Source organism: Sphaerisporangium sp. NPDC049457 (assembly GCF_055586705.1).
Map to the genome: position 1 here is coordinate 199,115 of NZ_JBVJHR010000005.1, position 15,960 is coordinate 215,074.

Sequence of the window (15,960 nt, forward strand, 5' to 3'; positions counted from 1 at the left end):
TTCGCCTGGACACCTATCGTCCGTCACATACTGGTCAAGCATCGGGCCTCGCCCGACGATCCCGCTCTGACCGACTACTGGCAAGGCCGACGACGACGCCGGAAACCGCCGCCGCTGGCACCATCAAACGCCCGTCAGATCCGGGACCAAGGTGGATGCTGCCCGTTGTGCGGCGAATTTCTCCTGCACGCCACGCGTGAACCCGAGTCCCCCCGTGCGTGGGAGCGATGGTTCACCATGATCCGGATAGCGATGATCCGCCAGATCATCCTCACTCGGACCGGCAGCCAGACGGACGAACGTTACCGCCTTGTACACGCCCACTGCGCCAGACGGCATCAGCCCGACCGCCAGCCGGGCCCAGCACATACGCAGCTTCCCGAACGCTCATAGCGACCTGCTTGAGCCGGATGCGGTTGACGCCGCACGTCCGGTTCTGAGGAGGCGGGGGCATGGAAACGTGCCCCCGCTATCCGGCCTTTTGACATTCACCACGACGCTACGAAGCCCTCGGCGAAGGCCGAGGGCTTCTTGTCGCTTTGCGCAGTGGGCGCAATGCCCCCCGACGGCCGTCGCCGTCGTTGAGAACCACCCGCGTCATCGCTGGGCGATGATCTTCTGCCAGGTCTGGATGGTGCGCTTGTAAGGCTCGGGCATGCGAAGGGCCGGCACGTCGTCGTAGGTGAACAGCCCGAGCCTCTTGTGCTCGTTGGAGCTGCGCACCTCTTCGTCTCCGTTGTAGGTGGTTCCGTAGCTCACGACAAAGGTGTGCCGCAGTTTGGTGATCTCGTACACCCAGGTGTCGACGATCTCCTCGACGCTGACGGTGAGGTGCAGCTCCTCGAAGACCTCCCGGCAGACGCACACCTCTGGCGTCTCACCGACTTCGAGCTTCCCGCCCGGCAGCTCCCACTCATCCCGTTCATTCATAAGTAGCGGAATCTGCCCGCCCATGTCGATCACCAATTTAACCGATATCGGCAGTTGGTACTCGTAGTATCCGGGGTCTCGCTCGACAAGGTACTCGGGCATGCCTTCACTACGGAGGCGGTCAGGGCCGTCCATGCTCATCTCTCGCTTTCGCTGCCTAATAGAATGGCCGCCACATCGTCGGCGCCCTTGAATTTGTCACCTGACACGCCGGCCGAAGACGCCTCGTGCTGCCTGATCAGTCGGGTGACGCCGTTCAGGCCGGCATCGCGCGCATAGCGGCCGAGCTCTTGCCAGTCGGGGAACAGCCGATAGTCGTCAACGGCTCGGGCGAATCCATCGGTGCAGATCAGCACCGTCTCTGCGAGCTTCAACGGCATGGTGTGCCGATGCACGTGGAAAACTCCCGCCGGATGCCCTGAGAAGACCGATTCCGGGTGGACGCCTGTGATGTACTCCAGGCGCCGGGAGAACATGGCCGCCATGATCTCTTCCCTTGTCTGCTGGGCAGACCTCGACTGCCGCACGGCTCGCGCTTCACGTTGATTGAAGAAATCGGTGCTGACCTCTTGCCTGACAAGGTCTCCCGCGTAGGCCACCAGCACGGCGTCACCGATGCGGCCCAGTTCCACAGAATCGGTGTCGAAGACCGCCAGCCCGATCGAGCAGCAGGGATGATGACGCAGACCGGGGGGAGCGACAGAGGCCGACTCGGTACGAACCATCTCACCCAGCCGGTCGAAGACATCGGTGACCTGCGTGCACTCGTTCAGCGCGCCCAGTTCACGCAGAATGCCGTCCACCAGGTCCACCAGCCACTGGACGTTCGAGCTGCCGGGGAGGGTTCTCTCGTTGGTGAAGTCGGTAGCGCCGTCGATGACCCACCCAAGATTTCCCGACGAGCCCGCCCTGTCCTCGGTCGGCTTCGTGCGCGAGCCAGGGCTCTGCGTGATGTCCAGCACCTTCACTGTGGTGTCACCGTCCGAAAATGTGCGGGATCAATATGAGAGCGAGACCCGCCGCGAAGCCGACCAGAACGCGCCAGAGGGACCGCGCCGCCATCAGGGAGAACGCCGAGAACACGATGACGACCGCTCCGGCCATCACCTCGATGAGCAGGACTCCGTCCGAGGGCTTGCTCTGGCTCGCGATGTTCGCCCCGGCCGCGATCAGAGCGACCACAGCCGCGAGCAGGCCCAGAAGCTGTAGTTGCTGGTTCTTGAACTCCGTTAGCTCTCGCTTGTTGTTCTCTTGCATTTCGTGCCATCGCGCCTGCTGCTCCATCATGTCGATGCGCATGCGTGTGGTTTGATATTGCATCAGACGCCGGTGGTAATCGCGGGCCTGGCGAGGCTCCAGCTCTATCGCCCGGGTCACGGATATGCGAGCCGAGTCGAATTCGCGGCGAAGTGCGAGGATACGTGCCTTTGTCTCGTGGTAATGTGCGATTCTCCCGTTGGTGGATGTTATGGCTGAGTCTGCGCAACGCTCGGCCTCTTCAAGGTCCTTGACCGTTGGAGATTCCTCTCTCCGCTCAAGATACTCTGCCATGAAGGCGGCCAATTGATGTACGACCCCGGCGACATCCGGCATGTCCCGTGCCGCGCGGCGGGAATATTCGACGGCTTTCCGAAGGCTGGCCACGTCGCCCCGGTTGCGCTCGATTATCGCCAGGAAGGTGGGAAAATAGGGCTCTTTACTGAAAAGCTTGGTGTGAGCCACGACTGTGTGCTCGTACTCGCTGTGGCGTTCCTCTCTCCGCAGGCGGAGCAGCACGCCGTACAGCGCGCAGAAGCGGATGGAGTGCTCGACCCTGGGTAACCCAAGGATGCCGCGCAGCGTTTCCTCGGGCTCGGGGATCTGCTCGACGACCTGGCGGATGGCCTGGGGGAATTCCGTGGAAGTCTGTCCGGGAAGGGCCTGCAGGTGCTGGATCACCTGGCTGTATCGCCTCGAATTGCGCACTCTCAGCCCCTGGTCTCGTCGGAGCGATACTCCGTCGGCAAACGGAAGCCTTCGTTCAGGTAGGCGTATTCGGAGGACCGCGTCACGGTGGCCAGGAGCCTTACCGCCCTGCGATTCCCAATGAACGCTCTGCGGCCGTGCAGCACCCGCAGGTTGTGGATCAGATAGCCCTGGCCGTGGACGAAGGCATGGTCAACGGGCGCCGGCAGCCTGCGAAGCAGGTGCAGCAGAGGTCTGGCTGCGAGCGTGGCGGCATGAGGACGAGAAAAGGCCGCTCGGTGCGGCAACGAACAGATCGACCTCCCGCACATGGCCGGTGTTCGCGGTGAAGGTGAAATTCGACCAGGCGCGATAAGGCTCGGCATCGGGCAGGGCCGTGCGGACGTGCTCCAGGGCCTCGCGCTCATGCTGGTACTGGGAAGGCGTGATCGTGGTCCATCGGCCTTCGCGCACGTCCGGATCTCCAGTGCAGTGGGGGGCTGCTGCGTGCTTTCCGGGCCAGAATAGGTCGCGGGCCGGGCAGTTCGCGAGCGCTCCGATAACGGGCGGCTCACAATGGCTCCGCTGCTGCCAGATATGTCCCTGGCATCATTCGTCGCCGCGTTGGGCGTCGCGAAGAACGGGGGCCCGGGCGCTCGCCTACGTCGAGATGGTCGGCGCGTCGATATTGGGACGTGCCGTTCGCGATCAGCCATGTCTTCGCTGTCCTGCCGTTTCGGCGATGGCTGTCTCCGTCGGCGCCGACGGTCGGTGCGATGGCCGTACTACGTGCCTTGCCGTACTCGTCTTATGGGTGGTGAGGCAGGGATTCCACGATCAAGGTCAGGGCTGGGGTGACGAGGTTCGCCTCCTCCCGGCTCAGGGACGGGTCGGCGGCCCGTCTCGTCCCGGCGTCGGCGAGGGGGCCGGAACGCGGGTCGCCGAGGTCGAGGGTGTCGCCGAGGGCCGACAGCAGTGAGACGAGCGCCGTACGTACCATTCCCGCCCGTGCCGGGTCGACCTCCGGGGCGAGCGCGACCTGCGCCAGGATCAACGCGGACATGGCCCAGTCCAGCGCCGGAGGCCCTTCGGCCGAGTTGCACCAGTCGATGACGAAGGGGCCGTCCGGGGTCAGGAGCACGTTGCCCGGATGCAGGTCGAGGTGAAGGACGCGGTCGCCGGGGGCGCCGGAGGTCCGCGCCGGGATGGAGTGCAGGCGGTGGAGGAGCCGCCCGAGGGTCGACCCGGCCTCCTCCGGGGACATCGTGCCGTCGATCAGGGCAAGCAGCATCGTCGGACCGGACAGCCGCTGCAGCACCAGATCAGAGGGGGCGCCGTCGGGAGTCGGATGGACCACCGGTACCGGGTATCCGTGGCCGGCGAGGTAGGTCATGACGGCCGCCTCGCCGGTGGCGTCCGCCCCGTTCCTGTAGTGGCGGAGAATCCGCCCGTCGTCGAGCGCGTACACATCGGCGGTGCGCCCTGAAGCCAGCAGTTCACTCATCCGCATCACCAGAATGTACTGAAAATGCGGTCATTAGTGGCATGTCGGACCGCTGCCAGCGTGAGGGGGAAAGCCGGTGCCGGGGGCGACCGGCCCGGTGACCTGAAGCAGGCCCTCTGGCTGATGGTCATATGGTCGCCGAGTTCGCTGTCGCGGGTACGACGTCAGGTTGCGGCGTGGGCGGTGTGGAGGGCGGTGGACAGGAGCCGGCGGGTGCGGGGCAGGTCGTGCAGCTCGTCGGCCATCAGGCGCAGGGCCGGCAGCATCGTTCCGGACGGCCCTACGCGTGCCCGCTCGATGGCGCGGGCCCAGGTGACGAAGTCGGTGAACAGCGGGACGTCGTCGACGTACAGCGCGGCGGCGAGGAAGTCGGCGATGTGGCCGAGGTCCTCGGCGGTGGCCTCCCGCTGCCGCTCGTTGTAGGAGGCCATCGGCGGAAAGGCGTCGGCGAGCGCGCGCATCGTGTGGTCGATGAGTCCCGCGCGGCCCTTGACCAGGCGGGCGTACTCGAGGTCGGCCAGGTGCGGCAGGGTGTCCAGCGGGGCGTGGAAGGACCGCGGCAGCCCGGCCCGCAGGAGGTCGGCGGCGGTGTCCGCCGTCGGCGCCCATCCGTTGGCGCCGAGCTTGCGGGCGAAGCGCCCGTCCGCCCCGAAACCCGGCCCTCCCGCCAGCACGGGGACGCCGGCCGCCTGGCAGGCGGTGAGCGTCGCGTGCGCCCGCGGCAGCCGGGTGGGCAGGGCGCAGCTCAGCGCCACCGCGTCCGGGCCGGTCTGGTGCAGGTGGGTGATCAGGTGGGCGCCGGGGACGCTCGCGCCGAGGAAGTCCACCTGCCAGCCGCGCAGCCGCAGCACCTCGGCCAGCAGCCGCGCGGCGAGCTGGTGGTACTCCCCGTCGGTGCAGGCGACGGTGACCCGGCCGTACTTGGGCGGGGTCCGCACCCGGGCGGCGACGGCGCCGACGGCCCGCTCGCTGACGGCCGTCGCCGCGTGCTCGCGGGCCACCGACCACTCGTCGGCCGCCCACAGTTCGCCCACCCGGCGCTGGGCGGGCGAGATGAGGTCCAGGAGCAGGCGTTCGGGGCACACGCCGGCGTCCAGCAACCCCAGCACCAGGTCGAGGGCGCCGTACTCGTCGGCCTCACCGATGAGCTTCAGGTAGCGATCGGTGGCCGTGCTCAGGTCGGAGGCGAGAGCGGGGTCGGTCATCTGCGCCTTCCCGCCCGGCCCGATGGTGCCGCCGTGGTGGCGGTGGGCCGGGCGTCAGGAGTCGTGGTCGGGTTCCGGCCGGCGGCCGGCGGGCTCTGCGCCGGCGTGGTCCGGCGGCGTCGAGGGGCGACGGTACGGGAAGGGGCGCGCCCTGATGGCCAGCAGGGCGCGGTCGTCCTTCTCGCCGTGGGAGGCCCAGGCGGTGGTGAGCTGCTCCAGGCGCTGTATCACGGCCGTGGACGACATGCCGGCGCAGGTGGCCAGGGCCGCCTTCAGCCGTTCGGTCCCGTACAGCTCGCGGCCGGTGGGGCCGCCGGACGCCTCGGTGATGCCGTCGCTGTAGAGCAGGCAGAGCTCACCGGGGGCGAGTTCGACGGTGACGGGGTTGAGGTCGATGCGGTCCAGCACTCCGAGCATGGAGCCGTGGGCGGTGACCTCCTCGACGCCGCCGTCCTGGCGCAGGATCAGCGGCTCGGGGTGCCCGGCCACGGCCAGGTCCACGAGGAGACGCCCCTCGCGGCCTGAACGCAGTCCGGCCATCACCAGCGTGACGTAGGAATCGGGCGCCGTGGACGCCAGCAGGGTGCGGTTGATCAGCTCGATGAGCCGTTCCGGCCGGCTTTCCAGGAGCAGGAGGGTGCGCAGGCCGTGGCGGATGTGTCCGGCCAGGACGGCCGCGCGGGCGCCCTTGCCGCAGACGTCCCCGAGGATGACCAGCGGCGCGGCGTGCCGTGCGCCCGTACCGTCCGGGGGGTCGGGCAGGCACACGTCGTAGAAGTCGCCGCCGATCAGCCCGGCCTGCTGCGAGGCGCGCATCGATCCGGCCAGTTCGGCCTCATCGAGTACGGGCAGCCGCGGCGGGAGCAGGTCCTCGGTCAGAATCGCGTTGGTGGCGCTCTGCTCCTGGTAGAGCATGGCAGCGGCGATGGCGGCGCCGGCCCGCACGGCGAAGGCGCGTACCAGGATCTCGGTGTCCTCGTCGAAGGGCGGCGCGCCCGGTCGGCGGGCGAGCACGAGGACGCCGGTGGGTGTCCCGGTGCCGAGCAGCGGCGTCATCAGAATGTGCGAGGCCGGTCCGAAGCCGGGGGGCAGGAGCCACGCCGGGACCTGGGCGGGGTCGAGGTGGCGGCTGGGCATGGCCGGGTGTTCGTACAGCGCCTCGGTCAGGCCGGGCACCTCGGCGGCGGCGGGCGCCACACCGCCCTCCTCGACCATGGGTTCCCCGGCTGTGGCGCGCATCCATCGGGTTCGGCGATGGTCGGGGGGAAGCATCACCGTGGCGGCGTCGGCCAGGAACGAAGCGGCCAGTTCGGCCGTGGTGCGGGCGCAGCGGCGCGTGTTGAACGAGGCCGACAGCCGGTGGCCCGCCTCGATGAGGAATTCCGTACGCCGGTTCGCGGGTGACTCCGGGCCGGCGTCGGCGCCGCACTCGGCGGTGACGTCGGACAGGTACCAGACCTGGTGGGCGAGGCCGAACGTCTCGCGGCGCACGCGGATCAACCGGTCGCCGTAGAGGGCTCGCCGGACCTCGCCGGTGGGGCTGGTCTGGTCGAACAGGGCCGCGGCGGCGCCGAAGGCGGTGAGGACGCCGGGGGCGAGGTCGGGCACGATGCGGCCGGCGGCCGGGTTGGACATGATGACGTGACCGCCCGCGTCGCACAGAACGACTCCCTCGCCGGAGGCGTCCAGGATGGCGTATAGGAGTTTCGCGTCCAGGGCCCTGCCCGGGTTCCGCGACGGGTCGGTCACGTGATGGGTGGAGAGTTCGTTGATGGAGCCGGGGATCTCGCCGGCCGGTCGTGCTCGTGACATCACGGACCTTCCACATCGAGTGAAACAAGCCTACCTGTGGAGTTCTCCGGTGAAAGAGGACCTCTCGGGTTATGGGTGGCCGTCAGGAGACTTGGGCAAGGTCGCAGGGCCCGACAATATGCGGCATCGACCTACGGCCGCCGTGATCTCCACCACTGGGACGGCATCCTGACCAGACCTTGGGCGACGGCCGCCGCCCCCGCCCCCGGAGCGAGGAAGTGCTCGGGCGAGAGCGTGGCCGGGGGGTCGAGGAGCAGCCGGACGGAACCCGCCAGCAGCACCAGCCAGCCGACGATCATGACGAGTTGCCTGAGCAGGCACGCCATGTGCCCGAGCAGGCCGGACGTCTGCCCGACGAGGCCGCTGGCGGCCCTGACGACGGTGGAGGCCTCCTCCAGCCTCCGCGCCGCTCCGGGGCGTCTCGATCTGACCATGTGGCCCACCTCTCACCAAAAGGATCTTTGATCCCTTCGGCGGGCTCGCTAGCGCAAGCAATATCAACTGCCTGGCGCCTCCGCAATCGAAGCCACACGCACTGAGCAACTCTTCGAAAACGTGTTCGATGACATCCGCTCCCTTTGCCCTCCCCATCGGGATTCCTGCCCTGGGCGGGCGTGTGCCGCACGGGAGTCGCGGGCCGCGGAGGGGAGGAGGGACGGGGCGGTCGTCGGTGAGACGGCCACCGCCGCGGGCGAGGCGAGGACGGCGGTCCCGGCCCGTGCGCCTCAGGCGGCGACGTGCTCGGACACCGGGGTGACGGTGGCGCGGCGCCGTGCGGGCAGGGGGCGGCCGCGCTCGCGCAGGATGGTCTTGAGCACCCGCCAGCCGTCGCGCACGGCGTGCAGGTTGCTGGCGCCGTGGAGGCGGCGGCGCTCGTGGCTCGGGACCTCCTGGACGGCGAGCCCGGCCTTGGCCGCCCGCACGTTCATCAGCGTCTCGATCTCGAAGCCGTCGCAGTCGAGGGCGAGATCGTCCAGGTGGCGGGCCCAGAAGGCGTTGTAGCCGTAGCACAGGTCGGTGTAGCGGGTGCCGTACAGCCAGTTCGTCAGCGTGGTCAGCACCGTGTTGCCGAGCGAGCGGGTGAGGCTGATGTCGTCCGACCCCGCGCCCGCGGTGAAGCGCGATCCCTTGGCGAAGTCGGCGCCGGCGACCAGCGCCGACACGAAACGGATGATCTCCCGTCCGTCGGTGGAGCCGTCAGCGTCGATCATGACGATGATGTCGCCGGTCGCCGCCGCGAAGCCTTCGATGAGGGCGTTGCCCTTGCCGCGTCCGGTCTGGGAGACGACGTGCAGTTCGGGGCGCAGGGCACGGGCCACGGCCACGGTGTCGTCGGTGGACCTGCCGTCGACGAGGATGACCTCGTCGATCCAGCGGGGCAGGGTGGCGAACACGTGCGGCAGGTTCTCGGCCTCGTTCATCGCGGGAACGACCACGCTGACCGTCGTGCCGATGGCGAGGTCGTCGCTGACAGGGGTGTACTTGCCCTGGGGCGCGGTGATCCCGTACGTCGTCATGGGCACATGGTGGCCCAGGCCGCCTGCAAGCGACTTGACGACTCCTTGCAAAACCATGATCGTCCGACATTTACGGCCTGGTCCCGGAGGTGCGTGCGACGTGCGGGGATGTCCGGCCGGACGTTTCGGGCATGAAGATTGGGAGGGCCAAATCGGGAATGTGCCACTGTGCCGTGACTTTCCCGGTCGCCGCGCCGTCCTCACGCCGTGCTGACGGCCGACCCTCTACGGTCGGACCGTGCTCGATGCGTCAGGACCCGCCGGACGGCCGGCGGCACGCCCGGTGGAGGAGGGGGTCGCGGCGCTCGATCCGCGGCTCGTCAGGGCCGAGATCGTCGTCGTGTTCGCGGTGTCGCTCGGGGCCAGTGCGCTGCGCTCGCTGGTCTCGCTGATCGGCTCGCTCACCGCGCCCGCCGACCTCAAAGGGCAGCACGCGGTGCTCGTCGGCACGATGGCGCCCGGCCGCCCGTGGCTGGACCTGTCGTACCAGCTCACCGACATGATGATCACCCTGGCTCCCGTGGCGCTGGTCGCCTACCTGCTCGCGCGGTCCGGCGAGTCGGCGCGCACCATCGGCGCCGACCTGCGCGAGCCGGGACGCGACCTGCTGCGCGGCGCGCTGCTCGCGGCCGTCGTCGGCGGCACCGGGCTGGCGTTCTACCTGCTGGCGTTCCGCGCCGGCGTCAACCTGGACGTGGTGCCCGACCGGCTCCCCGACGTCTGGTGGCGGGTGCCGGTCCTGCTGCTCGCCGCCGCGCAGAACGGCGTGCTCGAAGAGGTGATCGTGAGCGGCTACCTGCTGCACCGCCTGGACGCGCTCGGCCTGCGGCCCTGGCACGCGGTCGGACTCTCGGCGGCGATCCGGGGCTCCTACCACCTGTACCAGGGCTTCGGCGGCTTCGTCGGCAACGTCGCCATGGGCCTGCTGTTCGGACGCCTCTACCAGCGGTGGGGCCGCGCGATGCCGCTGGTCGTCGCGCACACGCTCATCGACGCGGTCGCGTTCGTCGGGTACGGCCTGCTCCACGGCCGCGTGGCCTGGCTCCCCTGAGCGCTCGCGAAGCCGCCCCGCCCTGCCGCGGCCGATCCGGGACGGGCCGGTGTCGATCGCGAGATTTATGGGGATTGATAGGTCACCGAGTCATCACCCGTACATGCCCGGGAGGCGGCACTGAGCGCGCGCGGGATGGTCGCCGTGGCGGGGGTCGCCATAGTGCTCGTGTCCCTGGCCGGCCATGCCGCGAAGGACGACGCGCCCGCGCGCGTCGTGCAGCGGGCGAGCCCGCTGGAGAACCCGGACGGCACCAAGCCCGGCCTGGTCGCCATCACCTCGCGCATGGACCGCGCGGAGGCACTCGACCTCATCAGGCGGGTGCGCGTCGGCCACCAGGGTTCCAAACAGGGCTACACGCGCGCCCGGTTCGGCGAGAACTGGGCGGACACCGCGCGCGGGGTCCCGTACGCGCGCAACGGCTGCCGCACCCGTGACGACCTGCTGGCCCGGGACGGCGAGGAGGTGGCCTACCGCGACGGATCCCGCTGCGTCGTCGTGGCGATGAAGCTGCGCGACCCCTACACCGGCAGGACGATCCAGTGGCGCAAGCGCCGCGCCGACCGCGTCCAGGTCGACCACGTCGTGCCGCTGTCGTACGAGTGGCGGATGGGCGCCTCCCGCTGGACCATGGCCAAGCGGGTGCGCATCGCCAACGACCCGCTCAACCTCATCCCGGTCTACGGGCCGGCGAACGAGGACAAGGGCGGCGCGGGCCCGGCGTCCTGGCTGCCTCCCCGACGGAAGGTGCGCTGCGCGTACGTCGCGCGGTTCGCGCAGGTGGCGGTGAAGTACGGCCTGCCGGTCACCAGGGCGGACAAGTCCGTCATGCTCGCCCAGTGCCGCTGACCGGCGGCCGGTCGGGTCTCCCGCGGCCGCTCGGCGACGGGCCGGTGGCCGGCCGCTTCTCCCGCCCTCAGTTCCTCGCGCCGGCGGCGGGCCCGGTCAGTTCCTCGCGCCGACCGGGTGGCGGTACTGCTCGGGCGCCATCGGCGCCTGGTTCGCGTGCGGCTGCGGCTGCTGCTGCGGCTGCTGCGCGGGCGGGACCGGAGCCTGCGGGCCGGCGACGAGCTCGCGCACGGCGGCCTCCAGCTCCTCGGGGGTCTCGCCCTCGGCGAGCCGCGGGTCCCCCTTCGCGGCGCCCTTGGGCGTGGCCCAGAAGCGCCCGGTGTGCTCCCCGTACCAGACCGTCCATCCGGGCAGCCGTGCCGCAAGCTCGCGCGCGGCGAGCTTGCCGTCGGTGACCTCGTTCGCCATTACGACCCTCTTCCCGTGGTTCACCCGTCATCGTCAGCCGGAACGGTCACCATCGACGGAGCGACTCCGGCGAGCTCACCCCGCCGGGTTCCCCTCTCCTTGCGGACGGTCGATCGGCCGACTCGAACTCGACCGGACTGCCCGCGATCACGCCGCGAAAACCCCCGGCTCCCACCGTACGTGAGAAAAACCATTTTTGGCCGCGAACCGGTTCGTAAACCTCAGTTCCCAATGCGTGTCAAATCTCACTGCGGCGCCGGTGACCTACCCGTATCGACCCCTATCACCCCGATTGCTGGGGTTCCCCCGGTCTCAGGCTCCCGCTCATCATGAGTCCAATCGACGATCTCTGGGAGTGCCGATGAGAACCGCGCACCGGACCTGTCCCCTCTGCGACGCCGTCTGCGGACTGCGGCTGACGCTCGACGACACCGGACGCGTCACCTCCGTCAAGGGCGACCCGGACGACCCGTTCTCCAAGGGGTTCATCTGCCCGAAGGGGGCGAGCCTCGGCCATCTGGACGAAGACCCCGACCGGCTCCGCGTCCCCCTGGTGCGCAAGCAGGACGACGAGTGGCACGAGGTCACCTGGCAGGAGGCGTTCGAGACCGTCGAGCGGGGGCTCAGGGGCGTCATCGACCGCCACGGCCGCGACGCCGTGGCCCTCTATCTCGGCAACCCCACCTTCCACACCATGGGCGGCATCCTGTACCGGGGAGCGCTCGGCCAGGCCCTCGGCACGCGCAACGTGTACTCCGCCAGCACGATCGACCAGATGCCCAAGCACGTGGCCTGCGGCTACATGTTCGGCGACGCGCTCGCCATCTCGGTGCCCGACGTCGACCGCACCGACTACCTGCTCGTGCTCGGCGCCAACCCGGTGGAGTCCAACGGCTCGCTGTGCAGCGCCCCCGACTTCCCCAGCCGGCTGAAGACGCTGCGCCGGCGCGGCGGCAAGCTCGTGGTCGTCGACCCGCGCCGCACCCGGACCGCCGCCGTCGCCGACGAGCACCTGCCCGTCCGCCCCGGCACCGACGCCTACCTGCTGTTCGGCATCGTCCACACCCTGCTCGCCGAGGACCTCACGACGATCGACCTCGACGTCGCGGGGCTCGGCGACCTGCGGCGGCTGGCGGACGACTTCGCCCCCGACGTCGTCTCCCGCGTGTGCGGCGTGCCCGCCGAGAGCATCGCCCGCCTCGCGCGCGAACTCGCCGCCGCGCCCACGGCCGCCGTCTACTCCCGCATCGGCGGCTGCACGGTCGAGTTCGGCACGGCGACGCAGTGGCTCGTCGACGTGATCAACATCCTGACCGGCAACTTCGACCGGCCCGGCGGCGTCATGTTCACCCGTACCGCCACCATGGACCTCGGCCGCACCGGCGAGCCGTACACCACCGGGCGCTGGCACAGCCGCGTGCGCGGCCTGCCCGAGTCGCTCGGCGAACTGCCGGTGGCCACCCTCGCCGACGAGATCGAGACGCCGGGTGAGGGGCAGGTCAGGGCCCTGGTCGCGGTGGCCGGCAATCCGGTGCTGTCCGCGCCCGGCGGCCCGCGCCTGGACCGCGCCCTTCAGGACCTCGACTTCATGGTGTGCGTGGACCCGTACCTGAACGAGACCACCCGGCACGCGAACGTCATCCTGCCGCCGCCGCGCATCCTGCAGATGCCGCACTACGACTTCCTGCTGCTGTCGGTCACCGTGCGCAACTACACCCGGTTCTCCCCGGCCATCCTGCCGCTGGAGCCGGGTCAGCTCTCCGAGGCCGAGATCCTGTCCAAGCTGACGCTCATCGCCTCCGGGCAGGGCGCCGACGCCGACCCCTCGGCGCTGACCGAGATGATGCTCGACCAGATCCTCGGCGGGGCGACGCAGGCGCCGGGTTCGCCGTTCGCGGGCAGGGACGTGGCGGAGGTGCGCGCCTCGCTCATCGGCGACAGCGGCCCCGAGCTGCTACTGGACGCCTTCCTGCGGCTCGGGACGCACGGGCTGTCGCTCGCCGACCTGATCGCGAACCCGCACGGCATCGACCTCGGACCGCTCACGCCGAGGCTGCCGGAGCTGCTGTGCACCGAGTCCGGCCGCGTCGAGCTGGCCCCGCCGCGGCTGGCGGAGGAGGCGGGACGGCTGCGCGAGCGGCTGGACGCCCCCGCCTCGGGCCTGCTGCTGATCGGACGGCGCCAGCTGCGCTCCAACAACAGCTGGCTGCACAACGTGCCGACGCTGGTCGGCGGGAGCAACCAGTGCACCCTGCACGTACATCCCGACGACGTCGCCCGGCTCGGCCTCGGCGAGCGGGCCGTCATCCGCTCGGCGAACGGAGAGCTCGTCGTGCCGGTCGAGCCGAACGACGCCATCATGCCAGGCGTGGTCAGCCTGCCGCACGGATGGGGGCACGCCGGCAGCGCGCAACGCGTCGCCGCCGAGCACGCGGGGGTCAACGCCAACGCCCTCACGGACGAGTCGGTGATCGACGTGCCGTCCGGCAACGCGGTCTTCAACGGCGTTCCGGTGACCCTCGCCCCCTACGAGGCGGAGGAGCCGGAGCTCATCGAGTCGTTCTCGCTGCCCTCCGCCGCCGTGCGCTGACCCGCGTCCACACCCGCGGGCGCCGGCAGGCGAAAGTGCAGCCGGATGGAGGTGCCCGCGGGCCCGCGGTGGATGCGCACCAGGTCGGCCAGCTCGTTGGCGATGAGGATGCCGCGCCCGCGGGTGGCGCCCGCCGCCGGTGGGATGCGCCCGGTCAGCGGGTCGCCGATGTGCCCGTCGTCGTCGAGCTGGCACGCCAGCACACCGTCCTCGGCCCACACCGTGACCGTGGCGGACCCGGAGGTGTATTCGGCGGTGTTGGTGGCCAGCTCGTTCATGGCCAGCAGCATCTCGATGATGCGGTCGCCGCTCAGGCCCTCCGCCATCGCGCGCACGGTGAGGAAGTCGCGCATGCCCGGCAGCGCGGTGACGCCCGTGAAGGCGTACCGGTCGGCGGAGTCCGGCGGCGCGGGCAGCGGCCAGTCGAACGCGGCGGCCGTCGCGACGGGGTCACCGTAGGCGGCGCTGGTCCAGATGCCGCCGGTGTCATCAAGGATGGGATGCGTGCGCTCGGCGTCCGCGAGCGCCGACGCGTCGAGCGCCGAGGCGTCGTACGGGCAGAGGATCGCCGCGTCCCGGCCGGTGAACACGGCGTTGATCAGCGCTTCGTGCGCGACGCAGGCCGGGTACTCGATGGTGCTGCGGCCCGCCCAGATCGGCTCCCCGATGATCCACACGCGGCGGCCGGGATGGGCGCCGGCGAAGGCCAGCAACACCGACGGGATGATGCGCCCGGGGTTGCGCCCCGCGTCGGCCATGTCGGCGAAGACGACGGCGTCGCCGTCCGCGCCCAGCTCGGCGCGGATGAGCTCGCCGTTGCGGCCCGGCACGGCGACCAGGGCGGGTTCGCCGCGGGTCAGCCCCCGGCGCAGGAACGCCGTGCAGCCCGCCGCGTACTCGGTTTCGTCGCGGTAGAACAGGCCGATGTGCTCGAAGGGGTCCTCCGCGGCGTCGGCCGGCGAGAGCGTCTGCTCTGTCATGCGAACGCCCCGGTCCGCGGCTCGCCGCCCAGCAACTTCATCAGCTTCACGAGGGAAAGGGAACAGCCGGTGATGCGCACCTCCGGCGGGGCGGTGCCGACCGCGCTCATCAGCAGCCGGGCCGCCGCGGCGTCGGCGAAACGCAGCCCGGCCACGTCGAGGGTCACCGGAGAGCCCACCCGGGACATGGACATCTCGTCGATGAGGTCTGACAGGGTCGCGGCCAGCGCGTCGCGGTTGGAGGCGTCGGCCTCGCCGATCAGCCGCAACCCCGGCGGTTCGCAGGTGCGCTCCATGCGCAGCAGGGGCCGCCAGTTCCAGTCGGTGGCCGGGTCCACCGTGGACGGGTGCGCGGCCGAGAGGCGCACGAGCCTGCCCGGGTCGAACAGCCGCCGGTCGTACAGGCACAGCGCCATGGCGTAGCCGTCGGCGAAGATGCGGTTCACCTGCGCCTCGTAACAGTTGAGACGGTCTGCGGCGACCCGTGGCGCGCTCGCCCACGCCATGTCCCCGATGAGCCGCAGGGCGGTGTAACCGCCGCCGCGCGCCACGGCGATCTCGCGCTGCCAGGCGTCCAGCACCGCCATGGGGTCGAGGAGGTCCGCGGCCAGAGCGCCGTCCTGGGGGTCGCTCACGTGGAGCTGCCCGGTGCGGGTGAGACGCCGCGCGTCCACGCCGCCGGCCTGCAACTCGCGCACCAGAGTGTCCGCGGGTGTGTCGGAGAGGTAGACGATCTTCTGGTTGGCGCGGACGCCGGCCTTCACATAACCGGCCACGACGGCCTGCCGCTGTTCCTCATGGTCGAACGTCCAGCACACATGGTCGCCCGGACGCAGCCGCTCGATCACCGATGGGTCCATCGACCCCCTCATCTCTGGCGATCGCGGACCCTGTCTCTCCGTGCCGCACCCGGGCACTGATCGCCGCGCTGCCCGGCCAACCCGAGTACCGGGCTGAAATTCAGGCTACCAGCCACATATCGGCGGTCGTAGGGCTGAATATGCTGATCATCGCCCTCCGCGGGCCGAAATCCCGGCGGTGGCGAATGGCGTCCTGGCGACGAGGAGGGCCGGACGGCGCGGTATTTCGCCACCGGTTCCGCGTACGGCCGCGGGGCCCGGCGCCGCCGGAATCGCGGGTTGTCCAGGAGGGAGAGGCGTTAAGGACGAT

General features: G+C 70.2%; 15 protein-coding genes. 3 read left to right on the top strand and 12 right to left on the bottom strand.

Annotated elements, in window-relative coordinates; all coding sequences use genetic code 11:
- Positions 1-597 precede the first annotated feature (597 nt).
- From ACZ6QO_RS10175 to ACZ6QO_RS10215, 9 genes are all read right to left on the bottom strand, one after another.
- Entirely contained in the window at positions 598-1,065 is a 468-nt protein-coding gene (locus ACZ6QO_RS10175) for an NUDIX domain-containing protein (protein WP_465849445.1), read from the bottom strand.
- Between the two features lie 2 nt (positions 1,066-1,067).
- Positions 1,068-1,898, bottom strand: coding sequence for a hypothetical protein (locus tag ACZ6QO_RS10180; RefSeq protein WP_465849447.1), 831 nt, complete (start codon positions 1,896-1,898; stop codon positions 1,068-1,070).
- Positions 1,899-1,905: 7 nt separating this feature from the next.
- On the bottom strand, positions 1,906-2,868 hold the full coding sequence (locus tag ACZ6QO_RS10185) for a hypothetical protein (RefSeq protein ID WP_465849449.1): 963 nt from the start codon (positions 2,866-2,868) through the stop codon (positions 1,906-1,908).
- 219 nt (positions 2,869-3,087) lie between these two features.
- Positions 3,088-3,348 carry an NERD domain-containing protein gene (locus ACZ6QO_RS10190; protein WP_465849450.1) on the bottom strand — a complete coding sequence of 87 codons (261 nt, stop codon included), beginning with the start codon at positions 3,346-3,348 and terminating at the stop codon, positions 3,088-3,090.
- Between the two features lie 334 nt (positions 3,349-3,682).
- On the bottom strand, positions 3,683-4,384 hold the full coding sequence (locus ACZ6QO_RS10195; protein ID WP_465849451.1) for a phosphotransferase: 702 nt from the start codon (positions 4,382-4,384) through the stop codon (positions 3,683-3,685).
- A 158-nt stretch (positions 4,385-4,542) separates the two neighbouring features.
- The gene (locus ACZ6QO_RS10200) at positions 4,543-5,583 is read right to left on the bottom strand and encodes a cobalamin B12-binding domain-containing protein (RefSeq protein ID WP_465849453.1); all 1,041 of its coding nucleotides are present in this window, start codon (positions 5,581-5,583) and stop codon (positions 4,543-4,545) included.
- A gap of 54 nt (positions 5,584-5,637) precedes the next feature.
- Positions 5,638-7,395 (bottom strand): PP2C family protein-serine/threonine phosphatase, encoded by a 1,758-nt coding sequence (locus ACZ6QO_RS10205; protein WP_465849455.1) that lies wholly within the window; start codon positions 7,393-7,395, stop codon positions 5,638-5,640.
- A gap of 131 nt (positions 7,396-7,526) precedes the next feature.
- Positions 7,527-7,829, bottom strand: a complete 303-nt coding sequence (locus tag ACZ6QO_RS10210) for a hypothetical protein (protein ID WP_465849457.1) — start codon at positions 7,827-7,829, stop codon at positions 7,527-7,529.
- A gap of 291 nt (positions 7,830-8,120) precedes the next feature.
- On the bottom strand, positions 8,121-8,912 hold the full coding sequence (locus ACZ6QO_RS10215) for a glycosyltransferase family 2 protein (RefSeq protein ID WP_465849458.1): 792 nt from the start codon (positions 8,910-8,912) through the stop codon (positions 8,121-8,123).
- 238 nt (positions 8,913-9,150) lie between these two features.
- Here ACZ6QO_RS10215 and ACZ6QO_RS10220 point away from each other — a divergent pair, with 238 nt between their 5' ends.
- Together ACZ6QO_RS10220 and ACZ6QO_RS10225 are read left to right on the top strand one after the other, a co-directional pair.
- On the top strand, positions 9,151-9,963 hold the full coding sequence (locus tag ACZ6QO_RS10220) for a CPBP family intramembrane glutamic endopeptidase (protein ID WP_465849460.1): 813 nt from the start codon (positions 9,151-9,153) through the stop codon (positions 9,961-9,963).
- A gap of 135 nt (positions 9,964-10,098) precedes the next feature.
- Positions 10,099-10,812 carry an HNH endonuclease family protein gene (locus ACZ6QO_RS10225; RefSeq protein ID WP_465849461.1) on the top strand — a complete coding sequence of 238 codons (714 nt, stop codon included), beginning with the start codon at positions 10,099-10,101 and terminating at the stop codon, positions 10,810-10,812.
- Between the two features lie 96 nt (positions 10,813-10,908).
- Here ACZ6QO_RS10225 and ACZ6QO_RS10230 read toward each other — a convergent pair whose 3' ends face one another.
- Complete coding sequence (locus tag ACZ6QO_RS10230) at positions 10,909-11,220, bottom strand: hypothetical protein (RefSeq protein ID WP_465849463.1); 312 nt, start codon at positions 11,218-11,220, stop codon at positions 10,909-10,911.
- A gap of 361 nt (positions 11,221-11,581) precedes the next feature.
- On the opposite strand from ACZ6QO_RS10230, the gene ACZ6QO_RS10235 reads away from it, so the two are divergent.
- Positions 11,582-13,810, top strand: coding sequence for a molybdopterin-dependent oxidoreductase (locus ACZ6QO_RS10235; protein WP_465849465.1), 2,229 nt, complete (start codon positions 11,582-11,584; stop codon positions 13,808-13,810).
- On the opposite strand, the gene ACZ6QO_RS10240 is transcribed toward ACZ6QO_RS10235, so the two are convergent.
- Entirely contained in the window at positions 13,747-14,790 is a 1,044-nt protein-coding gene (locus ACZ6QO_RS10240; protein ID WP_465849467.1) for an anti-sigma factor RsbA family regulatory protein, read from the bottom strand. The genes ACZ6QO_RS10235 and ACZ6QO_RS10240 overlap by 64 nt on opposite strands.
- Positions 14,787-15,650, bottom strand: a complete 864-nt coding sequence (locus ACZ6QO_RS10245) for an MEDS domain-containing protein (RefSeq protein ID WP_465849469.1) — start codon at positions 15,648-15,650, stop codon at positions 14,787-14,789. Before ACZ6QO_RS10245 ends, ACZ6QO_RS10240 begins: the two co-directional genes overlap by 4 nt.
- Positions 15,651-15,960: the final 310 nt, after the last annotated feature.

What these genes read in the sequence shown, in the direction of transcription:
- ACZ6QO_RS10175 (WP_465849445.1), bottom strand. Translation starts at nt 1,065, where the DNA reads ATGGACGGCCCTGACCGCCTCCGTAGTGAAGGCATGCCCGAGTACCTT.
- ACZ6QO_RS10195 (WP_465849451.1), bottom strand. Translation starts at nt 4,384, where the DNA reads ATGCGGATGAGTGAACTGCTGGCTTCAGGGCGCACCGCCGATGTGTAC.
- ACZ6QO_RS10200 (WP_465849453.1), bottom strand. Translation starts at nt 5,583, where the DNA reads ATGACCGACCCCGCTCTCGCCTCCGACCTGAGCACGGCCACCGATCGC.
- ACZ6QO_RS10205 (WP_465849455.1), bottom strand. Translation starts at nt 7,395, where the DNA reads ATGTCACGAGCACGACCGGCCGGCGAGATCCCCGGCTCCATCAACGAA.
- ACZ6QO_RS10210 (WP_465849457.1), bottom strand. Translation starts at nt 7,829, where the DNA reads ATGGTCAGATCGAGACGCCCCGGAGCGGCGCGGAGGCTGGAGGAGGCC.
- ACZ6QO_RS10215 (WP_465849458.1), bottom strand. Translation starts at nt 8,912, where the DNA reads ATGACGACGTACGGGATCACCGCGCCCCAGGGCAAGTACACCCCTGTC.
- ACZ6QO_RS10225 (WP_465849461.1), top strand. Translation starts at nt 10,099, where the DNA reads ATGGTCGCCGTGGCGGGGGTCGCCATAGTGCTCGTGTCCCTGGCCGGC.
- ACZ6QO_RS10230 (WP_465849463.1), bottom strand. Translation starts at nt 11,220, where the DNA reads ATGGCGAACGAGGTCACCGACGGCAAGCTCGCCGCGCGCGAGCTTGCG.
- ACZ6QO_RS10235 (WP_465849465.1), top strand. Translation starts at nt 11,582, where the DNA reads ATGAGAACCGCGCACCGGACCTGTCCCCTCTGCGACGCCGTCTGCGGA.
- ACZ6QO_RS10240 (WP_465849467.1), bottom strand. Translation starts at nt 14,790, where the DNA reads ATGACAGAGCAGACGCTCTCGCCGGCCGACGCCGCGGAGGACCCCTTC.
- ACZ6QO_RS10245 (WP_465849469.1), bottom strand. Translation starts at nt 15,650, where the DNA reads ATGGACCCATCGGTGATCGAGCGGCTGCGTCCGGGCGACCATGTGTGC.